At 57.3% G+C, this 23,625-nt stretch carries 22 protein-coding genes and 1 tRNA gene; 5 read left to right on the top strand and 18 right to left on the bottom strand.

The genetic code is table 11. The features are described from left to right. The first annotated feature begins 32 nt into the window (after positions 1 to 32). Positions 33 to 293, top strand: a complete 261-nt coding sequence (locus tag ACFPM8_RS02835) for a YfhL family 4Fe-4S dicluster ferredoxin (protein WP_378994781.1) — start codon at positions 33 to 35, stop codon at positions 291 to 293. A 22-nt stretch (positions 294 to 315) separates the two neighbouring features. Here ACFPM8_RS02835 and ACFPM8_RS02830 read toward each other — a convergent pair whose 3' ends face one another. From ACFPM8_RS02830 to ACFPM8_RS02780, 11 genes are all read right to left on the bottom strand, one after another. Next, complete coding sequence (locus ACFPM8_RS02830; protein ID WP_378994780.1) at positions 316 to 1,584, bottom strand: dicarboxylate/amino acid:cation symporter; 1,269 nt, start codon at positions 1,582 to 1,584, stop codon at positions 316 to 318. A gap of 107 nt (positions 1,585 to 1,691) precedes the next feature. Further along, positions 1,692 to 1,970 (bottom strand): helix-turn-helix domain-containing protein, encoded by a 279-nt coding sequence (locus ACFPM8_RS02825; RefSeq protein ID WP_378994779.1) that lies wholly within the window; start codon positions 1,968 to 1,970, stop codon positions 1,692 to 1,694. 7 nt (positions 1,971 to 1,977) lie between these two features. Then, on the bottom strand, positions 1,978 to 4,278 hold the full coding sequence (locus ACFPM8_RS02820; protein ID WP_378994778.1) for an FdhF/YdeP family oxidoreductase: 2,301 nt from the start codon (positions 4,276 to 4,278) through the stop codon (positions 1,978 to 1,980). A gap of 118 nt (positions 4,279 to 4,396) precedes the next feature. After that, complete coding sequence (gene ychF, locus ACFPM8_RS02815; RefSeq protein WP_378994776.1) at positions 4,397 to 5,488, bottom strand: redox-regulated ATPase YchF; 1,092 nt, start codon at positions 5,486 to 5,488, stop codon at positions 4,397 to 4,399. A 146-nt stretch (positions 5,489 to 5,634) separates the two neighbouring features. After that, complete coding sequence (gene pth, locus ACFPM8_RS02810) at positions 5,635 to 6,219, bottom strand: aminoacyl-tRNA hydrolase (RefSeq protein ID WP_378994774.1); 585 nt, start codon at positions 6,217 to 6,219, stop codon at positions 5,635 to 5,637. 183 nt (positions 6,220 to 6,402) lie between these two features. Next, positions 6,403 to 7,020 (bottom strand): 50S ribosomal protein L25/general stress protein Ctc, encoded by a 618-nt coding sequence (locus ACFPM8_RS02805; protein ID WP_378994772.1) that lies wholly within the window; start codon positions 7,018 to 7,020, stop codon positions 6,403 to 6,405. A 194-nt stretch (positions 7,021 to 7,214) separates the two neighbouring features. Continuing rightward, the gene (locus ACFPM8_RS02800; protein WP_378994770.1) at positions 7,215 to 8,165 is read right to left on the bottom strand and encodes a ribose-phosphate pyrophosphokinase; all 951 of its coding nucleotides are present in this window, start codon (positions 8,163 to 8,165) and stop codon (positions 7,215 to 7,217) included. Positions 8,166 to 8,334: 169 nt separating this feature from the next. Next, a tRNA-Gln gene (locus tag ACFPM8_RS02795) sits at positions 8,335 to 8,411 on the bottom strand. A gap of 87 nt (positions 8,412 to 8,498) precedes the next feature. Beyond that, positions 8,499 to 9,389: a 4-(cytidine 5'-diphospho)-2-C-methyl-D-erythritol kinase gene (ispE, locus tag ACFPM8_RS02790; RefSeq protein ID WP_378994768.1), complete on the bottom strand. Its 891-nt coding sequence runs from the start codon at positions 9,387 to 9,389 to the stop codon at positions 8,499 to 8,501. Between the two features lie 9 nt (positions 9,390 to 9,398). Continuing rightward, positions 9,399 to 10,034: a lipoprotein insertase outer membrane protein LolB gene (gene lolB, locus ACFPM8_RS02785; protein WP_378994766.1), complete on the bottom strand. Its 636-nt coding sequence runs from the start codon at positions 10,032 to 10,034 to the stop codon at positions 9,399 to 9,401. Positions 10,035 to 10,045: 11 nt separating this feature from the next. Further along, the gene (locus ACFPM8_RS02780; protein ID WP_378994764.1) at positions 10,046 to 11,860 is read right to left on the bottom strand and encodes a tetratricopeptide repeat protein; all 1,815 of its coding nucleotides are present in this window, start codon (positions 11,858 to 11,860) and stop codon (positions 10,046 to 10,048) included. Between the two features lie 286 nt (positions 11,861 to 12,146). On the opposite strand from ACFPM8_RS02780, the gene mutM reads away from it, so the two are divergent. From mutM to mutY, 3 genes are all read left to right on the top strand, one after another. Then, entirely contained in the window at positions 12,147 to 12,971 is an 825-nt protein-coding gene (gene mutM, locus ACFPM8_RS02775; protein WP_378994762.1) for a bifunctional DNA-formamidopyrimidine glycosylase/DNA-(apurinic or apyrimidinic site) lyase, read from the top strand. A gap of 84 nt (positions 12,972 to 13,055) precedes the next feature. Beyond that, on the top strand, positions 13,056 to 14,993 hold the full coding sequence (locus ACFPM8_RS02770; protein WP_378994760.1) for a dynamin family protein: 1,938 nt from the start codon (positions 13,056 to 13,058) through the stop codon (positions 14,991 to 14,993). Further along, entirely contained in the window at positions 14,994 to 16,121 is a 1,128-nt protein-coding gene (gene mutY, locus ACFPM8_RS02765) for an A/G-specific adenine glycosylase (protein WP_378994758.1), read from the top strand. Here the strand turns inward: mutY and ACFPM8_RS02760 are convergent. From ACFPM8_RS02760 to ilvA, 7 genes are all read right to left on the bottom strand, one after another. Beyond that, complete coding sequence (locus ACFPM8_RS02760; RefSeq protein ID WP_378994756.1) at positions 16,118 to 16,744, bottom strand: LON peptidase substrate-binding domain-containing protein; 627 nt, start codon at positions 16,742 to 16,744, stop codon at positions 16,118 to 16,120. The genes mutY and ACFPM8_RS02760 overlap by 4 nt on opposite strands. Before the next feature lie 69 nt (positions 16,745 to 16,813). Further along, the gene (gene rapZ / locus ACFPM8_RS02755) at positions 16,814 to 17,677 is read right to left on the bottom strand and encodes an RNase adapter RapZ (protein ID WP_378994754.1); all 864 of its coding nucleotides are present in this window, start codon (positions 17,675 to 17,677) and stop codon (positions 16,814 to 16,816) included. A 255-nt stretch (positions 17,678 to 17,932) separates the two neighbouring features. Further along, positions 17,933 to 18,880, bottom strand: coding sequence for an HPr(Ser) kinase/phosphatase (hprK, locus tag ACFPM8_RS02750; protein ID WP_378994752.1), 948 nt, complete (start codon positions 18,878 to 18,880; stop codon positions 17,933 to 17,935). A 161-nt stretch (positions 18,881 to 19,041) separates the two neighbouring features. Beyond that, the gene (locus tag ACFPM8_RS02745) at positions 19,042 to 19,518 is read right to left on the bottom strand and encodes a PTS sugar transporter subunit IIA (protein WP_378994750.1); all 477 of its coding nucleotides are present in this window, start codon (positions 19,516 to 19,518) and stop codon (positions 19,042 to 19,044) included. 221 nt (positions 19,519 to 19,739) lie between these two features. Continuing rightward, a complete protein-coding gene (locus tag ACFPM8_RS02740) occupies positions 19,740 to 20,270 on the bottom strand; it encodes a hypothetical protein (protein ID WP_378994748.1) in 531 nt (176 codons plus the stop codon). 201 nt (positions 20,271 to 20,471) lie between these two features. After that, positions 20,472 to 21,311: an NADPH-dependent 7-cyano-7-deazaguanine reductase QueF gene (queF, locus tag ACFPM8_RS02735; protein ID WP_378994746.1), complete on the bottom strand. Its 840-nt coding sequence runs from the start codon at positions 21,309 to 21,311 to the stop codon at positions 20,472 to 20,474. Between the two features lie 104 nt (positions 21,312 to 21,415). Beyond that, positions 21,416 to 22,942 (bottom strand): threonine ammonia-lyase, biosynthetic, encoded by a 1,527-nt coding sequence (ilvA, locus tag ACFPM8_RS02730; protein WP_378994744.1) that lies wholly within the window; start codon positions 22,940 to 22,942, stop codon positions 21,416 to 21,418. A gap of 190 nt (positions 22,943 to 23,132) precedes the next feature. Here ilvA and ACFPM8_RS02725 point away from each other — a divergent pair, with 190 nt between their 5' ends. Further along, positions 23,133 to 23,624 carry a YqaA family protein gene (locus ACFPM8_RS02725; RefSeq protein ID WP_378994742.1) on the top strand — a complete coding sequence of 164 codons (492 nt, stop codon included), beginning with the start codon at positions 23,133 to 23,135 and terminating at the stop codon, positions 23,622 to 23,624. Position 23,625 lies beyond the last annotated feature (1 nt).

Below are 23,625 nucleotides of genomic sequence, written 5' to 3'. Positions count from 1 at the left end.
CCTGCAGAAATTCGATTTAAAAGAGTAGTGCCATGGCTTTATTGATTACTGATGACTGCATCAATTGCGACGTATGCGAGCCCGAGTGCCCGAACGGTGCGATTTATATGGGGCCGGAGATTTACGAAATCGACCCGCATAAATGTACCGAATGCGTCGGTCATTTCAACGAGCCGCAATGCCAGCAAGTGTGCCCGGTCAGCTGTATCCCGCTCGACCCGGCATGGCACGAAACCAAAGAGCAGCTGCAAGCCAAGTACGAGCGCTTGCAGGCTGCGGAGAAGGCGCAATAAGCCGTCTTCTCTTCCCGGAGCTTCAATCCGCAGCGGCCCCTGCAGCCAGCCCGACGTCGCTATTGGCGGCGTTGTAAATCTTCAAATCCAGCAAGCCTTCTTCTTTCGCGACCAATACCGGCACCAGCATTTGGCCGGTGACATTGGTCATGGTGCGCATCATGTCCAGGATGCGGTCGATCGCCACCAAATAGCCTATCCCTTCCAGCGGCAGACCGGCTGAACTGAGCACCAGCGTCACCATCACGATGGCGGTGCCGGGTACGCCGGCAGTGCCGAACGAGCCGAGTACCGAAGCCAGCATGATCACAAAATACTGCGACAGGTCGAGCTGCAGACCGAAATATTGGGCCACGAAAATCGACGCAATCGCCGGATAGATGGCGCCGCAGCCGTCCATCTTGATGCTGGCGCCGAGCGGCACCGCGAACGCTGCGTATTCCTGTTTCACGCCGAGGTTTTGCACCACGCTGCGCAAAGCGATCGGCATCGAGGCAAAGCTCGACGAGCTGGTGAATGCCACCTGCATGGCGGGAAACACGCCGCGGAAAAAACGGATCGGATTCAAGCGATGTGCCATCAGCAGGCCGCCGTACACCACGACGATATGCAGCGCGCAGGCCAGATACAGCGTGAATACGAAATTACCGAGCGGCAGTAACCGCTCAAAACCGTACGAGCCGACCAGCGCCGCAATCAGGCCAAAGGTGCCGAGCGGGGTCATCTCCAGCACGAAGCGCGTGATCTGGATCATGGCGCTGCTGGCTTCGCCGACCAGCGTGCGCACCTGGCTGACTTTGTCGCCAAGTTTGACCAGCGCCATGCCGAGCAGGGCGGCGAAGAAAATCACCTGAAGGATTTTGCCTTCGCTCAATGCCTTGAACGGATTGGACGGCACCACATCCAGCAAGACCTGCACCGGGGTCGGCACTTCACGCACGCTGTAATCGGCGGCCATGCTGAGCTTGCCGATGTCCTGTCCTGGGTTGGTGAAATTCGCGACCAGCAACCCAACTCCCACTGCCAGTACCGCCGTGACGGCAAACCATAAAAAAGTTTTACCGCCCAGCGCGGCCACGCTTTTCATGCCATGCAGGCTTGCGATGCTATTGGTGACGGCAAAAAAGACCAGCGGCACGGCGATCATCTTGATCAGCGTGACGTACAGCTTGCCGAGCGGGCCAAACCAGGTCTCGGCCGGCTCGCCCACCAGCCACCCAGCCAGTGCGCCAAGCACGAAGCCGCCCAGCACGCGTTGCCAAAAAGGGATGCGGAACCAGAAATTTGTCATAGTCAGCCCACGGAAAATAAATCGAATAACCGGCAAGTATCACGGCATAGTCAGAAGGGCGTCCAATATCTTTTGACTCTATCGATATGACTAAATTAACTTTGAGGTCATTGACTCTTGTGCTGAACCTCCGCCAAAGCATCGCACAGCGCGATGCCGGCCGGCGTCAGCGCCGCGCGGCCGGTGCCGTCTTCGTTCAAGCTCACAGTCACGATGTCGGCGCTTTCCAACGCCGTCAGCTGGCGGCGCAAAGTGCTCATGCGCAGCGCCACACGTTTGCTGAGTTTGGCCAGCGACAGGCCGTCGTTCGCCTGTTCGGATGCTGCCGCTGCCACATCATGCAGCGCCGCCAGGATCGCCAGTACGGCGTCGTCGATCTCTTCCATGGCCGGTTCAGACGCCGATTTCAGCCGAGCGCTGCAGCAGCACCGGGATCGATTTCGAAGTCGGCGTGCGCGCTTTGTCGGCATAGCTGTTGAGCGGCACCAGCGGGTTGGTTTCCGGGTAGTAGCTGCTGATGCAGCCGCGCGGGATGTCGTACTCGACCAGCAGGAAACGATCGGCGCGGCGTTCGATGCCGTCGTCCCAGACGCCGATCAGGTCGACCCAGTCGCCATCGGCAAAGCCGAGCATTTCGATGTCGAGCCGATTCGCGAACACCACCCGGCGCTGCCCGTATACGCCGCGATAGCGATCGTCCATGCCGTAGATCGTGGTGTTGTATTGATCGTGCGAACGGGTCGTCATCAAGGTCATCAGGCGCGGGCCGTACTTACGGCGCGCCTGATGGATCGGGGTGTCCTTGGGGATCGCCAATACCTTGAACTGGGCGCGGCCGCTGGCGGTTTTCCAGACCCGGTTGCGCGACGCGACGCCCAGGTGGAAACCGCCGGGCTTGGCGATCCGCAGGTTGTAATCCTTGAAGGCGTCGTACACCTGTTCGATTGCATCACGGATGCGGGCGTAGTCCTCGACATAGGCCAGCCACGGGGTACGACTGTTGTTCAGGGTGGCGTGCGCCAGCCGTGCAACGATGTCGACTTCCGACAGGCAGTCGGCCGACACCGGCTTATTGATGCCGTACGAGACATGCACCATGCTCATCGAATCCTCGACCGTTACGCCCTGCGGGCCGCCGGCCTGGAGGTCGATTTCGGTACGGCCCAGGGTCGGCAGAATCAGCGCGTCTTTACCGTGGATCAGATGACTGCGGTTGAGTTTGGTCGTGATGTGCACCGTCAGCGCGCAGGAGCGTAGCGCGTCCCAGGTGCGCGGGGTATCCGGCGTCGCCATCGCGAAATTGCCGCCGAGTCCGATCAATACCTTGACCCGGCCGTCCAGCATCGCCTCAATCGTGCCGACCACGTCGAGGCCGTGTTCTTTGGGCGGCTTGAAGCCGAACACGCGCTCGATGCGCTCAAGAAAAGCCGCCGTCGGTTTTTCGTCGATGCCTACCGTGCGGTCGCCCTGTACGTTCGAATGGCCGCGCACCGGGCACAGGCCGGCGCCCGGACGGCCGATATTGCCGCGCAAGAGCATCAGGTTCGACACCATCTGGATCGTCGCCACGCCATGCTTGTGCTGGGTCAGGCCCATGCCCCAGGTGGCGATCACGTTCTTGCCGCGCACGTAGACCTGGGTCAGCCGTTCGATGTCGTCTCTGGCGACGCCGGATTCGGTCACGATGTCATCCCAGCTTTCGGCGCGGATGTCGGTTGCGAACTCTTCAAAATAAGCGGTGTGCTCGGCGATGAACTGGACGTCGACAACACGCTCGGTATTGTTTTGCTGCGCTTGGTCGTCGAGTTCCAGCACGCGCTTGATGACCCCTTTGACCAAGGCCAGATCGCCGCACAGCGTGGGCCGGATGAACATCGAGCTGATCGTCGTGCCGTGCGACAGCATGTCGGATGGGTGCTGCGGGCTGGCGAATTTTTCCAGTCCGCGTTCGCGCAACGGATTGATGGAGACGATGGTGGCGCCGCGTTTGGCGCATTCGCGCAGCTCGCCCATCATGCGCGGATGGTTGGTGGCCGGATTCTGGCCGAAAATCAGCAGCGTATCGGCCAGGTCGAAATCGTCCAGCGTGACCGTGCCTTTGCCGACCCCGACTGTTTCCGGCAAGCCGACGCTGGTCGGCTCGTGGCACATATTGGAGCAATCCGGGAAATTGTTGGTGCCGTATTCGCGTACGAACAACTGATACAGGAATGCCGCCTCATTGCTGGTGCGGCCGGAAGTGTAGAACGAGGCTTGATTGGGATCGTCGAGCGCATTCAGATGATCTGCCATCAGCGTGAACGCATCCTGCCAGCTGATCGGCTGGTATTTGTCGGTGGCGGCGTGGTACGCCATCGGCTCGGTCAGGCGGCCATGTTCTTCCAGTTCGTAATCGGACTGCTGCATCAGCGCCGAAACGGTGTTTTGCTCGAACAGTGTGCGCGTGACGCGTTTGGCGGTGGCTTCGGCGGCGACTGCCTTGACGCCGTTTTCGCAAAATTCGAAAGTCGATGCATGATCGCGGTCCGGCCATGCGCAGCCGGGGCAGTCGAAGCCATCCGGCTGATTCTGCGCCAGCAAAGTGCGCGCACCTTTGCCCGGGATTTTTTCTTTCAGAAGATGCAAGGCCACATATTTCAGCGCTCCCCAGCCTCCGGCGGGATGGGTGTATTGCTTGATTTTTGGGTCGCTCATTTCTTTACCTTTTTGATTGCGTCATTGCGCCGACAGCTGAGTACTTTATCGCTTTTTGTCCGGAAAACAAAAAAGCCCGGTAATGACCGGGCTTTGAATTGACTGGATACGTTTCGAGTTAGACGTTGAACAGGAAATTCAGCACGTCGCCATCCTTGACCACGTATTCCTTGCCTTCGGCGCGCATTTTTCCGGCTTCCTTGGCGCCTTGTTCACCTTTGCAAGCAATGTAATCGTCGTAAGCGATGGTTTGCGCGCGGATGAAGCCGCGTTCGAAATCGGTGTGAATCACGCCGGCAGCTTGCGGCCCGGTATCGCCGACATGGATGGTCCAGGCGCGTACTTCCTTGACCCCGGCGGTGAAGTAGGTTTGCAGGCCGAGCAGCTTGAAGGCCGCGCGGATCAGGCGATCCAGACCCGGCTCTTCCATTCCCATGTCAGCCAGGAATTCATGTTTGTCGGCTTCGTCCAGATCGGCGATTTCGGATTCAATGGCGGCGCAGATCGCGACGATCGGCGCATTTTGTGAAGCGGCGTAAGCGGTCAGCTGATCCAGCAGCGGATTATTGGTGAAGCCGCTGTCGGACACGTTGGCGACATACATGGCTGGCTTGGCCGTGATCAGGCAGAGCGGCTTGATCAAGGCCATTTCTTCGGCATCCAGTCCGCATGCGCGTACCGGCTTGGCTTGGTCCAACTGCGGCATCAGGCGTTCCAGCAAGGCCACCAGCTTGGCTGCGTCCTTGTCGCCGGAGCGGGCCTTCTTGTTTTCGCGATGGATGGCTTTTTCGACAGTGCCCATGTCGGCCAGCGCCAACTCGGTCTGGATCACTTCGATGTCGTCCAGCGGATTGATCTTGCCGGCGACGTGGATCACGTTGTCGTCTTCAAAACAGCGCACCACATTGACGATGGCGTCGGTTTCGCGGATATGCGCGAGGAACTGATTGCCCAGGCCTTCGCCCTTGGAAGCGCCGGCGACCAGACCTGCGATATCCACAAATTCAACGGTTGCAGGCAGGATCCGTTCCGGCTTGACGATGCCGGCCAGCGCTTTCAGGCGCGGATCAGGTACCTCGACCATGCCGACGTTGGGCTCGATCGTGCAGAACGGATAGTTTTCTGCGGGAATGCCTGCTTTGGTCAGCGCATTGAAGAGGGTGGATTTGCCGACGTTGGGCAAACCGACGATGCCGCATTTGAGACTCATGGTGTGTACTCTGAAAATGTGAATTATGGCCGTGCCTAAAAGCGCGTTGAGCGATTTTAGTGGCGGCCTTATCTGGAATAACCCGCTATTTTACCGGAAGTTGAAGACTGAACCCGGTGTGATCGGATTGCTTGCCTGGATAAAAACTATTTTGCCGTATGCAACTGCATCGTTGCGACGTCGAATTTGCCTTCGCATAGCAAAGGGATGATTTTCAGGCTGTCGGCAATCGCGTCCTCGATCAGTGCTTGCTCTTCCTTGCGCGGCCGGTGCAGCACAAAGTCGGCCACCGCATGTTGCAGGTTAAGCGAGCGCGGATGGCCGATGCCGAGTCGCAAGCGCCAGTAGTCTTGCGTGCCCAGCGCGGCGGTGATGTCCTTCAAGCCATTGTGACCGCCAGAGGAGCCGCCTTTTTTCAGTTTCGCGCTGCCGGGCGGCAGGTCCAGCTCATCGTGCACCACCAGAATTTCGTCAGGCGCAATCTTGTAGAAGCGCGCGATGGCGCCGACCGACTGGCCGGAGCGGTTCATGAAAGTCTGCGGTTCCAGCAGCCAGACTTCTTGCGCGGCGATGCTGGCTTTTGCGGCAAAGGCATTGAAGCGGGATTCTCGCGTCAGATGACGGCCGAGATCATTGGCCAGATTGTCGACCAGCCAGAAGCCGGCGTTGTGGCGGGTTTGTTCGTATTCCGGGCCGGGATTGCCGAGGCCGACGATGAGGCGAATGGACATATTTTTTCATTTCACTATGAAGCGCAGATTATCGCGGATATGACGCTTTGTCGTCCAATCCGGTGTCGGTCTTGCGCGACCAGATATTCAGAGCAGGGCAGGGCGAATGCGCTTGCTCCAATAAAAAACCCGCCACGAAGGGCGGGTTTTTCAGGCCAGAAAACTTCCCGGCTTAAGTATTTATTACTTCTTGTCAGCTTCAGCTGCCGGTGCTGCTGCAGCAGCAGTAGCTTCAGCTTCAACCTTGCCGGCTGGGATCGATGCAGTAGCGATAGTCAGATTCTCTTGCGAGACAGCTGTCACGCCTTTTGGCAGTTTCAGGTCGGACAAGTGGATCGAATGACCGACTTCGATGCTGGTCAGGTCGACTTCAACGAACTCAGGCAGGTCGGCTGGCAAGCAGGAGATATCCAACTCGGAGATAACGTGGCTGATGATCGCGCCCGACAGTTTCACTGCTGGTGCAACGTCGGCATTGATGAAGTGCAGAGGCACTTTGACGTGCAGTGCTTTTTTCGCATCAACGCGTTGGAAGTCAGCGTGCAATACCAGTTGTTTGTATGCGTGAACCTGGAAGTCGCGCAGCAGAACTTTCTGGACGTTGCCGTCGATTTCGAGGTCGAGGATCGACGAGTGGAAAGTTTCTTTTTTCAGCGCGTGGTACAGCGCGTTGTGGTCCAGCGAAATATTGACCGGCGCTTCGGAACCACCATAAACGATACCTGGGGTTTGGCCAGCATTGCGCAGGCGGCGGCTCGCTCCGGTCCCCTGCTCTTTGCGTACAAATGCGATTACTTTCATTTTGAAGCTCCAATGTGTGCAGGACTTTCGTCTTGCGATAAAAATTCCCCGCGACCAGGGAATTCGAAAAATTGCGAAGTAAAAACAATTGCGGGACAGAGTTTAAGAGTCGCCGCAGCGCGACGAATTACTCTGTCCCCAACTGACTAAATAAAAACGTTAAATTACAAAGAACAGCAAACAGCAAACAGCAATTAGTCAGCGAACAGCGACATGACCGAGTCGCCCTTGGTGATGCGCTTGAAGGTCTCTGCCAGCAAACCGGCGCATGACAACTGGCGGATCTTGCCGCATGCCTTGGCTTCTGCCGACAGCGGGATGGTGTCGACTACGACCAGCTCGTCCAGCGGCGAATTGGCGATGCGTTCCAGCGCCGGACCCGACAGTACAGGATGGGTACAGTAAGCGACTACTTTCTTGGCGCCACGCTCTTTCAGCACTTCAGCAGCCTTGGTCAGGGTGCCGGCGGTGTCCACCATGTCATCCATGATCACGCAGTTACGGCCTTCGACTTCGCCGATGATGTTCATGACTTCGGAGACATTCGCCTTGGGCCGGCGCTTGTCGATAATTGCCAAATCACAATTCAAGCGTTTTGCCAGTGCGCGGGCACGGACTACGCCGCCGACGTCCGGCGATACGACCAGCAGGTCGTCGTAATTCTTGCTCACCAGATCGCCCAGCAAAATCGGTGATGCGTAGATGTTGTCGACCGGGATGTCGAAGAAGCCTTGAATTTGATCCGCGTGCAGATCCATGATCAGAACGCGTTCGACGCCGGCTTCCTGCAGCATGTTGGCGACCACCTTGGCGGAAATCGCAACCCGTGCCGAACGTGGGCGGCGGTCCTGACGGGCGTAGCCGTAGTAGGGAATCGCGGCAGTGATACGACCGGCTGAAGCGCGTTTAAGCGCATCGACCATCAACATGATTTCCATCAGGTTGTCATTGGTCGGAGCGCAAGTCGATTGCAGCACAAACACATCTTTGCCGCGCACGTTCTCATTAATTTCAACCGCGACTTCGCCGTCGGAGAATTTGGTGACGTTGGCTTTTCCTAGTGGAATCCCGAGTTGCTTGGCAACTCCAATAGCTAGTTCCGGGTTTGCGTTGCCGGTAAAAACCATCAGGTTTTCGTGTGCCATGGGGATTCCTGAGTACGAACGTTAGAAAGTGAAAAGCCGACAATGCCCGACTGTTGAAGTCTTGCGTTGGCGGCTTATATTTTTGCTGTGTGCTGCTGTATTTTTGATGCGGCTGTGTGCTGCTGCCGCTTAGTTTGTTTGCTGCTTGGGCGCTATTACCCGTATTTAATGGCAGGGGAAGAAGGATTCGAACCTTCGAATGCTGGAATCAAAATCCAGTGCCTTAACCAGCTTGGCGATTCCCCTACGCAACCTTTTATTCAGCGTGACTTCTGCGCATTTACTGCTGCGCTTGAACTTCACGCTGAATCGAATTTTTTCGAATTTAATCGACTACGAATCTAGCAAATCTGCGAGCGGATGTTGCTGCATCGCTTTGGCTTTCCATGCTTTCCAGCGTTGAGGTACCAACTTCAGTACTTCATCAGCTTGATCTTCCTGCGCAAAAGCACAAAAAACACAAGCGCCAGAACCAGTCATCCTTGCATCACCATAAGTCTTGAGCCATTTGATGACATCAGCGACTTCTGGAAACTGCTTGGCAGCCACGACTTCCAGATCGTTTCTTCCGAAGAGTTTTTTAGTACCTATCGAAAAGTCCGTCATCTTGACCGGTTTCGTATCTCTTGTCAACTCCGACGATGAAAAAATTTTTTCAGTTGGAATTGCGACGCCGGGCTCGATTATAACGAACCAGCAGGCGGTCGTGTCAAGTGCTTGTAACGCTTCTCCCACACCTTCTGCGAAGGCATTCCGCCCGAACAGGAAAAATGGTACATCGGCCCCGAGTCGCAAACCCAGCGCCATCAGTTCGGCACGCGACAGTCCGCCTTGCCACAAATGATTGAGAGCCATCAGGGTGGTTGCCGCATCGGAGGAGCCGCCGCCCAGTCCGCCACCCATCGGCAGTTTCTTGTCGATGGCGATATTCGCGCCCGGTATCGGCGAGGCGGCCATCGCCGCTGCGCCGGTCTTGGCCGCGATCGCCGACTGCAATAATTTGGCGGCGCGTACGATCAAGTCGCTCTCTTCCGGTACGCCCGGGATGACGGTGGTACGTCGGATGATGCCGTCATCGCGCACTTCGAAATGCAGTTGGTCGCTGTAATCGATCAGCTGAAATACCGTTTGCAGCAGATGATAGCCATCAGGGCGGCGTCCGGTGACGTGCAAAAAAAGATTCAGCTTGGCCGGCGCAGGGCAATTATTCAGCGTTCGTGTCATTGCAGGGATTTAATGTGGCTGGCGGTTATCGATGACGATGCGGATGGATACCTCGCCGGCCTGTTCAACATAGCGCGCCAGGTCAATCCGTTTGGGATAGCTGTCGGCGTGGTTTTGGTCTTGCCAGTTGGTGTATTGAATGCGCCAGTTGTCGGCGGTGGTGACGCTCGACGTGGCAGCGGCCGCGGTGGCCGTAAAGCGTTGCCCCGTGGCGCTTTTTCCGAAGCCTTGCAACCAGTCGCGCAAGCCGGCAATTGGCAATGGCCAGCCAAGCGCTTTGATCGTCAGCGCATCGACATCGCTTGCAGTCTGCGCAGGTTTGCCTGCCTGCGCCAGGGTTGCCTGGGTTGGCGCGATATTGATGGTGGCAAGCGTTTGTCCGAGCGGCGAGAGCAGCGTGACGACAGTCTCCTGCGTACTTTGCGACCAAGTGAAGCTGCCGTGCACGGCCTGTTCCTTGCCATCTTGCTGGTAACGCAACGATAGGCGGCCGCTGACGTCAATCGCATTATGGTATCGCCGCGGACTTGCTGTCATGGCGGCGACGCTTGCTTGCGAGTCGGGCGGCGATAGTGTCGTACAACCGCTGATGGCGATGGCCGTCAAGGCGATCGCCAACAATCCGGCGCGGCGTACTGCAACCATGTGCAGCCGGCTCATAGCGTGGCGTGCAGCCGTGCCAGCGTGCTTTTCAGTGCATTGTTCTGAGGATCTTTGCTGTGTACTTCACGCCACAATTTTTGCGCATCTTTCTTTTGACCCTTGACCCACAGCACCTCGCCCAAATGCACGGCGATTTCGGGGTCGGGCAGCAAACGGTAAGCGTTGCGCAGCTGCGATTCTGCCTCGGTCAGATTGCCCAGGCGGTATTGGATCCAGCCCATGCTGTCGATAATGAACGGATCTTGCGGCGCCAGCGTAAAAGCTTTTTCGATCAGGGTCAGCGCTTCCGGCAATCGGATATTGCGCTCCGCCAGAGAATAGCCGAGGGCGTTGTAGGCTTGCTGGTTATTGGGAGCCAGGGCGATCAATTTACGCAATGCGGTTTCCATCACGCTCAGGTTATCGAGCTTTTCCGCGACCATCGCGTAGTCGTACAGCAAATCGGTATTGTCGGGGTGCGCCTTGAGAGCTACCTCCAGCACTTTCATTGCATCCCGCGGGCGATTGGCATCGCGCAGCAGTTGCGCTTCCACCTGCGTCACCTGGATTTGTTCGCGCTCGCCGTGGGTTTCAAGATCGGACAGGATGCTGCGGGCGGCATCGATATCTCCGCGCCGGGCAATCAATTGCGCGCGCCGCAGCTGCGCATCAAGGTAGGATTCGCCCGGTTCGACTTGCGCCAGCCAATTCAGTGCGGCGTCGGTGTCATTCCGCTCTGCCGCAATTTGCGCCAGGATCAGCAGGGCCTGGGTGGTGTCGCGCGCCTCATCCGGATGCGCGGTCAATTGTTTGATGTAGTCGCTTAGGTAGCGCTCGGCCGCTTTGTTGTCGCCGATTTGCGCATTCAGCAGGCCTAGTGCGAAGATTGTCGAGATATCCTGCTTGTCCGATTTCAACAGGGTCTCAAATTGGCTGCGCGCCTTTTCATAGGATTTTTGCTCGATCAAAGTGCGCGCATAAGCCATCCGGACTTCACGCGCATTGGGATACGTTTTCAGGAAATCGGTCAGCAGATGCTCGACCTCGGTCTTATCGGTTGCGACTTGCGCCGCGGTCAAAATCGCCAGCTCGGAGTCGGGTTTGAGTTTCAGCGCTATTTGCGCTTCGTCATGCGCACGTGTGTTGTCGCCGGCGGCAGAGGCTTCTTGTGCCAGCGCCAGATGGGCTTCCGCCAGGTTCAAATAGGGCGCGACCAGCTTTTCCAATAACGCAAACGCAGCAGGCTTGTCCTGGGCCCGGACCAACAGTCGCTGGATTTGCAGCAGCATGACGCCGCGGGCTTGTTGCGGCGCGTCTTTCAGGCGCTGTTCAAGAATCGGCTGCGCTTCCGCCAGATTGTTGCTCAGCATGATAAAGCCGAGATAGTACTGGGTCGCTTCTTCCGAGTCGGGAGCCAGCTCGCGCCACAGGCGGATCGCGACCAGGGCTTCGTTGGCTTGCTTGGCGCTGAGCGCCATTTCGGCCGCGCGTCGGGCCAGGCGCGGATCGCGCGTCTGTTGCGCCACGCTTAACAGGGTCACGTAGGCGGCTTGCCAATTGCCGCGCTGGAAGGCGATTTCGGAGCTGAGAACCTTGAACAGAATTTCCTTGCTCAATTCCACCGAAGGCAGGTGCTCTTCCGGAGGCTTGACGGGCATGGTCCTTGCAGCGGATTGGCGTTCCTTGGCGCGATCCGATTTCGCGGCGGCGGGCGGCGGTGTTGCGGCCTTGGGGTCAGCTACGGAATTTTGGGTATCGCTAGTTTGCGCCATGCCTGCACATGCAGACAGCAGGGTCGAGAGCGTTACAATGGCAAGAACTTTTTTCAAGGGGGTTATCCTGGCTTGGCAAGCATTTATTTAGGGCGTTCGATCGGCCGTTGGTAACGGGCCGTCGAAGGTAGTTTCGATTTTACGCCCAACCTGCAAGCAATGTGCAGCCGCAGTCTAGTGATTTGTGACGAAATGGTAGGTAATCCCGGCCTTCTTGTGTCTTCCCGCAGTGAGTGTGTACGGTTTGCGTCGATACATTTCGTAACAACTGCTTATTTAGTCTATTTCGCTGCTTGTCAGGTATGCTTGCTCCCGACAAATTATCTTGGATCACTTTTGAAGCATGCCAGAATTACCAGAAGTTGAAGTGACCCGGCGCGGTGTTGCGCCGTATCTTGAAGGGCGCGTTGTCACGGCAGTCATATTGCGTCATAGCGGCTTGCGCTGGCCGTTTCCGGCCGATTTGCAGGCCTCCCTGAGCGGTCGCACGATACGCAGCACCGGCCGCCGCGGCAAATATCTGTTGCTGCATTTCGCTCATGGAACCTTGATTGTCCATCTCGGGATGTCGGGTCATTTGCGGATTTTGCCGGCCGAGACCGCGCCCCAAAAACACGACCATTTCGATCTGGTGGTCGGTAACCAGTTGATGCGTTTGACCGACCCGCGCCGTTTTGGCGCTGTGCTTTGGCATGCCGTCGAGGACGGGCCGGTGGAGCAGCATAGTCTGCTGGCGGGGCTTGGCCTGGAACCGCTGGAAGAAGTCTTTTCTGCCCAGATCCTGTATCAAAAAACGCGCAACCGCAGCGCGCCGATCAAGCAGGTGCTGCTGGCGGGCGATATTGTGGTCGGCGTCGGCAATATCTATGCGTCGGAAAGCCTGTTTCGGGCCGGGATCAACCCCAAGGCGCCAGCCCAGCGCATCGGCCTTGCGCGTTATGCGCGCTTGGTACAGGCAATTCGGGACATCCTGGCAGCGGCGATTGACAAGGGCGGCAGCACTTTGCGCGACTTTATTGGTGCCGATGGGCAATCTGGATACTTTCAACAGAGTTATTTCGTCTATGATCGTGCCGGGTTGCCGTGTAAAAATTGTGGGTCATTAATTGTGCAGATCAAACAGGGGCAGCGATCCACTTTTTATTGCAAAAAATGTCAGAGAAATTAATGGCCATCGAGCTATGGCTAAGTGTCATTTGATAAATATTAAGCAGTTTTTAGAAACGATTTCAGAAACGGGTGTGGGGGTAGCGTGAGCAATCTAGTTCAAAAATTCCAGGAATACAGCGAGTGGCGTACAGCGGTGGCTGGTGCATTGAGGCGCTATCAGACATGGGCGAGCGCATCGAAATTATCGGATGTGGCCAGCGAACAGCGGATTACCAGGGCACTGGCACGCTTGACCGACGACAAACTGTCGATTGCCTTTGTCGCTGAATTCTCACGCGGCAAATCGGAATTGATCAATGCCATTTTCTTCGCCGATTATGGTCAGCGCATTTTGCCTTCGACAGCCGGCCGCACCACCATGTGCCCGACCGAACTGTTGTATGACGAAACCTTCCCGCCCTGCATTCGTTTGCTGCCGATAGAAACGCGCGCCGAAGCACAATCGACCAGCGACTACAAAAGCGCGCATCACGCCTGGACCGTGTTGCCGCTGGACACCTCGTCTACCGACGGCATGCTGGAAGCCTTCAAGCAGGTCAGCCTGACCAAATGGGTGCCGAAGGAAGAAGCGGCGCGTTACGGCTTGTTCGACGACAGCGACCCCGATGCGGTCGTCACGGTGGATGCCCTGGGACGAGTCGAAATTTCGCAGTGGCGCCACGCCATCGTGAACTTCCCTCATCCATTGCTGAAGGAAGGGCTGGTCATTATCGATACGCCGGGATTGAATGCGATCGGTACCGAGCCGGAACTGACTTTGAACCTGATTCCGAACGCGCATGCGGTGTTGTTTATCCTGGCCGCCGACACCGGCGTCACCAAAAGCGATATCGACGTCTGGCGTCATCACATCGGCAACGGCGCCGGCAGGATGGTGGTGCTGAATAAAATCGACAGCATGTGGGACGAGTTGCGTTCGCCGGCCGAGGTCGAGGAGCAAATCGACAAGCAGATCGCCAATGTGGCGCAGACGCTGGGCTTGTCGGAGACGCAGGTGTATCCGGTGTCGGCCCAGAAGGGCCTGGTCGGCAAGATCAATGGCGAGCCGCTGCTATTGCAAAAAAGCCGGCTGCCGGCGCTTGAAAATGCATTGTCGAAAGAATTGATTCCTGCCAAGCGCGACATTATCCGCGCTCAGTTGATTGCCGATATCCATGACATGACGGTGTCCAAGCAAGCCTTGATGTCGGCGCAGATCCGTAACGTGGTGGAGCAACTGCTGGAACTGAAAAGCCTGCGCGGAAAGAACAAAAGCATCGTCAGCCACATGATGAAGCGCATCGATATTGAGAAGAAGGAGTTTGACGAAAGCCTGTTGAAGCTGCAGGGGACGCGCATGGTGTTTGCGCGCTTGTCGGCAGCCGTGTTCACCACGCTGGGCATGGGCATCCTGAAAGAAGAGATCCGTAAGACGCGGGAAATAATGGAAGGCAGCATGTTCACCGCCGGCTTTCGCAATGCGGTAAAGGAGTTTTTTGACGTGGCGCAGGGCAACCTGACTTTGTCGGGTCAAAAAACGGATGAGATCGCTGAAATGATGACCATCATGTATCGCAAATTCTCGACCGAACACGGACTTGCGCTGTCGACGCCGATGCCGTTTTCGCTCGATAAATACCGTAAGGAAATCAGCGTCATCGAAGCCGCATATCAACGGCAATTCGGCACCATCACGCTGATGAAGACCAGCCAGGTGGTGCTGATGCAGAAATTTTTCGATTCGATCGCATCGAGAGTCAAGCAGAGCTTTCTGCAAGCCAATCGCGATGTCGATGCATGGCTGAAAGTGGTGATGGCGCCGCTGGAAGAACAGATTCGCGCGCACAAATCCCAACTCAAGCAGCGCACCGATTCCATCGAACGGGTGCATGTGGCGGTCGACAGCCTGGAAGAAAAGATCCAGTCGGTCGAGCTGTTGCAAAACGAGTTGACCTCGCAAAGAAATACGCTGACCGAATTGGAAGCGGATTTGAAAAATGCGCTCGGCTCCGAACTGACCTCGCTGAAAGTCGCGGCATAAATGAAACGTGTTGTTGCCAACGATGCCGTCGGCTCGGCAGCGAGCTTGGCGGTCCTCGACGGAGCGGCGCCGGATTTTTCCGATCCGTCGTTTTCCGACACGGTGATTCGCTGGCAAAAGCAGCACGGACGCCATGCCTTGCCGTGGCAACAAACGCGCGATGCGTACCGTGTCTGGTTATCTGAAATCATGCTTCAGCAAACCCAGGTCAGCGCCGTGATTCCCTACTATCAACGCTTCCTGGCGCGCTTTCCCGATGTCGCTGCGTTGGCGGCGGCGCCCAGCGAAGAGGTGATGGCGCACTGGAGCGGACTCGGCTACTACACGCGGGCGCGCAACCTGCACCGATGCGCGCAACGGGTGGTCGCAGAACACGGCGGCGCGTTTCCACGCGATCCGGATTTGCTGCAAGACTTGCCCGGCATCGGGCGTTCGACCGCAGCCGCGGTAGCGGCATTTTCATATGGCGTGCGTGCCGCTATCCTCGACGGCAACGTGAAACGCGTATTCGCCAGGGTTTTCGGGATTGATGGTTATCCCGGCGCCAAGCCGATCGAGGACGCCATGTGGCGACGCGCGGTGGCCTTGCTGCCGGAGCAGGGCGTGGAGTCATACACGCAAGGGCTAATGGATCTGGGGGCGACGCTTTGCACCCGCAGCAAACCTGCTTGTCACACTTGTCCGCTGGCGCAGCGCTGCGTTGCGTTCGCCACCGATCGCGTAGCGCAACTGCCGGTACGCAAACCGAAAAAGGCCATCCCCGAGAAGCATACTGGCATGCTGGTGATTATTGATCGCGATCAAGTGCTGCTGGAGCAGCGTCCCGACAGCGGTATCTGGGGCGGTTTGTTGTCGTTGCCGGAAGTTGACTCCGAGACAGCAATCACGCGCGCTATGGCGCACTTCGGCGACATCGCTTCATGTGAAGCGCTGCCGTCTTTCACGCACGTTTTCACGCATTTCAAATTACAGATCTCACCGTTCCGGATTACGCTTGCACACCGGCTCGATATCGCGGGAGAATCCACGCACGTTTGGTATCCCGCCGAGAAACTTGCCGATGCTCCGTTGCCGGCGCCGGTCAAGAAGCTATTGCTGGAGGTTTTCCAGGACGCCGATCAGCGTTAGATTATCTGATGCTGTTGCAAATACTGATGAACCAAGCCCAGCCGCACTTGTGCATCGTTTAATTCCAGCAATTTCTGACGTGCCTGCAATGGGATAGGCAAAATTTCGCACCAGCGGTTGGCAACCCAGCCGGCATTGTCGAGCTGTATCGGCAGCGAAAAAGGGCTGGCATAGTCGGCGCCATGTTCGGCACGGCCTTTGCGATTGACGTCGTCGATCACCAGTTTCAGGGCCTTGGCGCAATCGAGGTGGCGCTGGTCCGGCGGCGTCGGCAGGTCGGCGTCGATCAAGGCAATCTGCGCTTCCAGCCGCTGGTCCGCCAACACGCGTTGCTGCACAATCCGGAACCGTTGCGTGCCCTCGGTGCGCAACATCAGCACTCCCAAATCCTGCATATCCCATTGCGTAATTTGCGCCAGGCAGCCGACCGCTTCAGGCTCAGCTGCGAGGCCGACTTCCTGCCCGGCCTTGATCAACACGACGCCGAACGGACTATTCTGTTTCATGCACTCGCGCACCATATCGATATAGCGGGTTTCAAATACCTTGAGCGGCAAAATCCCGCCGGGGAACAATACCGTATTGAGCGGGAACAGTGGAATCCAGGAAATATTTTCAGACATGGTAAAGGTGAGGTGTCGACGTAGTGCGGTGCGTTGCACTACGTCGTAGAGAGGGGAAGTTTGCTGCGCTTAGCCGAGTTCGCGATGGCGTCGGACGACGCGTTCGGAGTTTTGGAAATGGTGCGCCAGTTGCTCAACCATATATACCGAGCGATGCTGGCCGCCGGTACAGCCGACCGCCACGGTCAGATAACTGCGATTGTCCGCCTTGAACGCGGGCAGCCATTTGGTGACGAAGTTGCGGATGTCGCCAAGCAGGTCTTGCACTTCCGGCAAGCGGTCCAAAAATGCGATAACCGGCTGATCACGTCCCGTCAGTGGGCGCAGTTTCAGGTCGTAATGCGGATTCGGCAGCATGCGCACGTCGAATACCAGATCGGCATCCAGCGGCACGCCGTGCTTGAATGCGAATGATTCGAACAGCAGGGTCAGCGGCGCTTGTTGGGTATCGACCAGATCGCTGATCCAGGAGCGCAATTTATTGGCGCTCAAATCCGATGTGTCGATCGTGTTGCCCAGCCGCTCGATTTCGACCAGCATCTCGCGCTCGTTCAAAATACATTCGGTCAAGGTCAGGCGGTCGGCGGGATTCTGGCCGGGGCGCAAGCGATGCGACAGCGGGTGACTGCGGCGGGTTTCAGAAAAACGGGCGATCAGCGCTTCGGTTTTGGCCGTCAGGAAGAACACCTTGACGTCGTGTCCTTCGTCTTTCAGTTGCTGGATATCGGACGGCAATCCGGCCAGCGAGTCGGCGCTGCGCGCATCGGTTGCCACCGCCAGCAATTCCGTCCCTTCGTGGAGGCTGGTGGCAACCAGTCCTCGCAGCAGTTTCGGCGGCAAATTGTCGGTGCAAAAATAGCCGGCGTCTTCGAGTACTCGTAGAGCGACTGATTTACCAGAGCCGGAGATCCCGGTGATAAGAATAATGCGCATTCAACAATGATACCGTAAGTACTGTGGTTGGTCGGGGCTGGTGCTACGGCAGTGTCAAAGTACATGCCGCGCAGAAATAGCGAATATATACGGTATTTCTGCTGCGGGAAACATTGGGCACCTCTAAAAACCTACTGCGCGTCCCAATCTCGGGCCTGCGATGCTCGCCGTACTCCATGTACGGCTGCGCTTCTCATCCCGACCTTGGGCCGCTCGCTACGGTTTTTAGAGGTGCCCTACGTTGTGGTGCTTATTTTATGGTTCGTTGTCACTATCCATCGCGATGCGCTGGCGATCGATAAAGTCCTTCAGCGTATCGATTCCGCGCAATTGCAGGATGGTGTTGCGTACCGCAGCTTCCAGCAGCACCGCGATGTTGCGGCCGGCGGCGACCGGGATGATGACCTTGCGGATCGGGAGTCCGAGCACTTCCTGCGTGTGGGCGTCGAGCGGCAGGCGTTCGTAATTTTCTTCCAGCGTGGCGCGCCGCACCAGATGCACGATCAGTTTCAGGCGCATTTTGCGGCGCACTGCGGTTTCGCCGAAGATGGTCTTGATATCCAGCAGGCCCAAGCCGCGTACTTCCAGCAAATTTTGTAATAAATGCGGGCAGCGCCCTTCGATCATGTTGGGTGCGATGCGCGAGAACTCGACCGCATCGTCGGCCACCAGGCCGTGACTGCGTGAAATCAGCTCCAGCCCCAGCTCGCTCTTGCCGAGCCCGGACTCGCCGGTAATCAGCACGCCAACCCCCAGCACGTCCATGAATACGCCGTGCATCGTGATCCGTTGCGCCAATTTTTTCGACAAATACACGCGCAAATAGTCGATCACCTGTGCTGCCGGCAATGGCGTGGAAAACAGCGGGATATTTTTTTCGTCGCAAATTTGCAGGATGTCCGGCGGGGTCGACAGTCCTTGCGCGATGATGAACGCTGGCGGCACCCCGGCCACCAATTCTGCCGTCTGATAGGCGCGCGAAGTGGCCGACAGGCGCTTGTAATATTCGGTTTCCTGATGCCCGAACACCTGGATTCGCCCCGGATGGATCAGGTTCAAGTGGCCGACCTGATCCGCCGCCGAAGCGGCATCGCCGGAAATCAGCCGTTCACCGCCAGGAAAGCCGGCAAACCAGCCCAACTGCAGCGATTCGCGGTTGTCGTCGTAAAGCTGCTGGATTGATAAGGGTGTGGAAGAAGGCATAAGTCCTATTATTTGCGGAAGCCGATTATTTGCGGGGCAGAGTTTAAGAGCCACCGCAGCGTGGCGAATTACTCTGTCCCCAACTGACTAAACAAGAAGTGTCAAACATCTAAAAGCCATCGCAAAACAGCGTTTAAAAACCTTCCAACGCGACGAATCAACTAAGTCGCATTCTCCGCCCCCATCGGCTGCCACGCAACGATCTGTGCATGCACCGAAGCGGGATCGGGATCGCTCGCCAGCAGGGTACGGAACGCATCGCTGGAAAACATCTCGGCAATTTCCGACAGGATCTCCAGGTGTTGCTGGGTAACGTTGTCCGGGATCAGCAAAAATACTAGCAAGCTGACCGGTTGGCCGTCGGGCGATTCAAACGGGATCGGTTCGGCCAGGCGGACAAATGCTGCCAGCGGCGCTTTCAAGCCTTTGACCCGGCCATGCGGCACAGCGACGCCATGGCCGAGACCGGTGGAGCCCAGGCGCTCGCGCGCAAACAGGTTATCGGAAACGGTGGAGCGGGCAATGCCGCAATTGTTTTCGAATAGTAATCCGGCTTGTTCGAATGCTCGTTTTTTACTGGAGACTTCCAGATCCAGCACCACATTTTGTGCGGGTAGGATTTTTGCAAGATTGGTCATAGTACAAATAGGGTTACCGCACAATGTGGGTGTTGTGTCTAAGAGCCTGTTCAAAATTTTACTGTGCCCGTGATCGGGGCTCCTGCGCTGCTCTTCACCCCGCTGACGGGCGCTCGCTACAGATTTTGAACAGGCTCTAAGTAGTTTTACCGAATTATAGGCCGGATTCCAATCGGCAATCCCTTTTGCCTGCGGGTCATGGTCGCCCCGAGGGGATCAAATTACTTCACTTCAAAGCGCGCAAACAGCAACAGCACATCGCCGTTGCCCTTGTTGGATGACAAGCGCGGCACGTAAGAGGCCATCAACTTGGCGCCCTTGACGCCAATCGAAGCCACCGGCAACGCCAGCGGGAACGGGATGCCGCCGAAATAATCGCGGCGGCTGGCCAGCATGACGGTATATCCGGCGCCGACTTCGACCGGGGTCTTGGGGATATTCGCGACCCATTCGTAGGCATAACCAGCCATCAATTGCGGCTTCATATGGGAGTCGCGGATCGCCAGGAAATAGAGCGATTCATCATTGCCGCTTTCATTGCGTATGGTGCGGCCACCGCCGAGCCCCCAGGCTTTCTCGTTCAGCTCCCGAAGGCGTTCCTTGGTATATGTGCTGCGGCCGTGATATGCGTAGCCGGACAGGTAGACTTCCTGGTCGCCGTTGTCCACGATGTTGTCGAGCCGGGCTTTGGTCTGCTGGAACCAGCTGCCGGTATTGGCGCTTTCTTGCGCATGAGCTGGTGAACAGAGCAAGGCAGCGGCCAGCAGGGCCAGGAGTGAAGTGGACCTGGTATGGCTAAGGACAGCGAATTGAGAGAGGCAGCGTGATAGGAATTTCATAACAAAAATGGGGCTTTTACAGGGAGGTCGTAAGGTAGCCGCTGCGCCTGCAAGCGTCAATATTTACGGCTGGTTTTTTACATTTTTGACACAATTGATTTCCGGCGGAACATTTTATTGCCGTGCCTGACGTACATTGGACGGTTGCTGAGATGTAGAAAAATTGCTGCGCCATGGATTGATGTCGAGGCCGCCGCGACGCGTGTAGCGCGCATACACAGCGAGTTTTTGCGGAGTGCAATGTCGCATGATGTCCATAAAAATCCGCTCGACGCATTGCTCATGAAATTCATTGTGATCGCGGAAGCTGATCAGGTATTTGAGCAAACCTTCTTGATCGATCGGTGCGCCGACATACTTGATTTGCACGCTGCCCCAGTCCGGCTGGCCGGTCACCAGGCAATTCGATTTCAGCAAATGCGACACCAGGGTTTCTTCGACGGCCGGCTGGTCCTGGTCGGCTTTCAGCAACAATGCGTTCGGATGATATTCGGTGACTTCGATGTCTAGCCGATCCAGCAGCAAGCCTTGCGGTTCGCCCATTGCCATGCCGGCAAAGGCGTCGGCGGTAGTCAATGCCACATGCACCGGTGCACCGAAGCCGGCCGACAGGTCGGTGCGCAGCAGTTCCAGCAAGTCCGCCGGACCAGCCAGCTTGGTCTGGTTGAATGAATTCAGGTACAGCTTGAATGACTTCGATTCGACGATATTGGGCGAATCGGCCGGCACCGTGAATGTGGCGATCGCGACTTGCGGCTTGCCGCGCAGGTTGAGCCAGGACACCTCATACGCATTCCAGATATCGATCCCGAAAAAAGGCAGCGTGCCGCTGATGCCGATCTCCTCGCGCTTGCCGAGCCGGGCAATCGGGAACAGCAGGGACGGATCGTAGTGCGCTTTATAAGTAGCAGGTTTGCCGAGCGGCGAAGCGTCAGGCGAAGTTGGTATGGTCATGGCGAAGAGCTTTGCGTAAAGACGCTATTTTGACAGATAAGAGGCTGGGCCTTGATGCCTGCAGGGCGCGAGGGTTATGCCAACCGCTCGCGCACCTATTTAAATTAGCCCAGGAACAGCTTATAGACAGGATTGGCGCTCTCGTCCCAATGGCGATAGCCGACGCTGGCAAGAAAGGCGCGGAACGACTTCATTTCCTTTTTCGGGATTTGCAGGCCGACCAGGATGCGGCCGACATCGCCGCCCTGGCTGCGATAGTGGAACAAGCTGATATTCCAGTCGGGATCCATGCAATTGAGGAAACGCATCAGCGCGCCGGGACGCTCCGGAAATTCAAAGCGGTACAACAATTCATTTTTTGCCAGCGGGCTCTTGCCGCCGACCAGATGGCGCACATGGACTTTGGCCAGTTCGTCATGGGTCAGGTCTAGCGTTTTGAAGCCGTGCTTCTCGAAATTCCTGGCGATCTGGCCGGCCTCGTCCAGGCTGCTGGTCTGGACGCCGACGAAGACGTGGGCGGCTTGCTCATCGCTGATGCGGTAGTTGAACTCGGTGACGTTGCGTTGCCCGACCAGTTCGCAGAAACGGCGGAAGCTGCCGCGTTCTTCCGGCATGGTGACGGCAAAAACCGCCTCGCGCGATTGGCCGACATCGGCCATTTCAGCGACAAAGCGCAGCCGGTCGAAGTTCATGTTGGCGCCGGACGCGATGGTGATCAAGGTTTGATTCTTGATCGGCTTGCGGCTGCCCTTGGCGCGCTCGACATAAGCCTTGGCGCCGGCCACCGACAACGCGCCGGACGGTTCCAGAATGCTGCGGGTGTCCTGGAACACATCCTTGATCGCAGTGCAAACGGCCGCGGTATCGACCAAGATCACTTCGTCGACATATAGCCGCGCCAGGCGGAAGGTTTCTTCCCCGACCAATTTGACCGCGGTGCCGTCGGCGAACAAGCCGACATCGTGCAGCGTGACCCGGCGGCCGGCTTGCAAGCTGCGCGCCATGCCGTCGGAGTCGGTGGTCTGGACCCCGATGATCTTGATCTCGGGCCGCACCGTCTTGACGAAAGCGGCGATCCCGGCAATCAGGCCGCCGCCGCCGATCGGGACAAAAATCGCATGAATCGGACCGGCATGCTGACGCAGGATTTCCATGCCGATGGTGCCTTGGCCGGCGATCACATGCGGATCATCGAATGGATGGATAAAGGTCAGTTTTAACTTTTTTTCCAGCGTCAGCGCGTGGTTGTAGGCATCGGTGTACGAGTCGCCGAACAGCACCACCTCGCCGCCGCGCGCCTTGACCGCGTCCACCTTGACCTGTGGCGTAGTGGTCGGCATCACGATCACGGCGCGGCAACCGAGCTTGGCGGCCGACAGCGCCAGACCCTGCGCGTGGTTGCCGGCCGATGCGCAAATCACGCCGCGCTTGAGCTGCGCCGGCGTCAGGCTCGCCATCTTGTTGTAAGCGCCGCGCAATTTGAAGCTGAACACGCTTTGCACATCTTCGCGCTTGAAATAAATCTGGTTGTCGAAGCGCTGCGACAGCGTCGGCGCCAGTTCCAGCGGGGATTCGACGGCGACATCATAGACGCGGGCGGTTAAGATTTTTTGCAAATAGTCTGTGGTCATGGTGGTGTCAAATTAGCGCACCGGACACCCCATCGGCGTCGCCGGCGATGTGTCCAGCACCGGGATCGGGACTAGAGAAACAGCCGGTCATTATAATGGACGGTTTTTTTGCAGCTAGCTGTTGGCCGCAGATCTCACTATTTGCTTTGCCTGATAGTCCCGTCCCACAATTTTTCCTGACGTCTGTCCCATGATCGAATCTGCTGTTTTGTGGTTGTTGAAAGTACTGGCGGTGCCGACGGTTGGATTGACCTCCGTATTTATCATCAGCTTGGTCGCCGCGACCTTGTTGCCGCTCGGTTCCGAGCCTGCGGTGTTTGCGGTGATCAAGGCTAACGGTGCGCTATTCTGGCCGGTGATCCTGGTGGCGACAGCCGGCAACACGCTGGGCGGCGCGGTCGATTACTGGCTGGGTTATGGCGCCAAGCAGGTTTGCGCGCGCGAACGCGACAGCCGCTGGTGCGGCTGGCTGCGGCGATACGGAGCCAAAACCATGCTGCTGGCCTGGATGCCCGGCGTCGGCGACCCGATCTGCACACTGGGCGGCTGGCTCAAATTGCCGTTCTGGCCGTCGGTCGCGTACATGGCGATCGGCAAATTCGTTCGTTATGTGTTGATGATCTGGGTATTGCTGAACGTGCCCGACGGCTTTTGGCGTCAGGTCGCCGCTTGGCTTGCATAAG

The organism is Paraherbaspirillum soli (assembly GCF_042654985.1).
GTDB lineage: Bacteria > Pseudomonadota > Gammaproteobacteria > Burkholderiales > Burkholderiaceae_D > Paraherbaspirillum > Paraherbaspirillum soli.
This window is presented reverse-complemented; position numbering and strand designations above follow the sequence as displayed.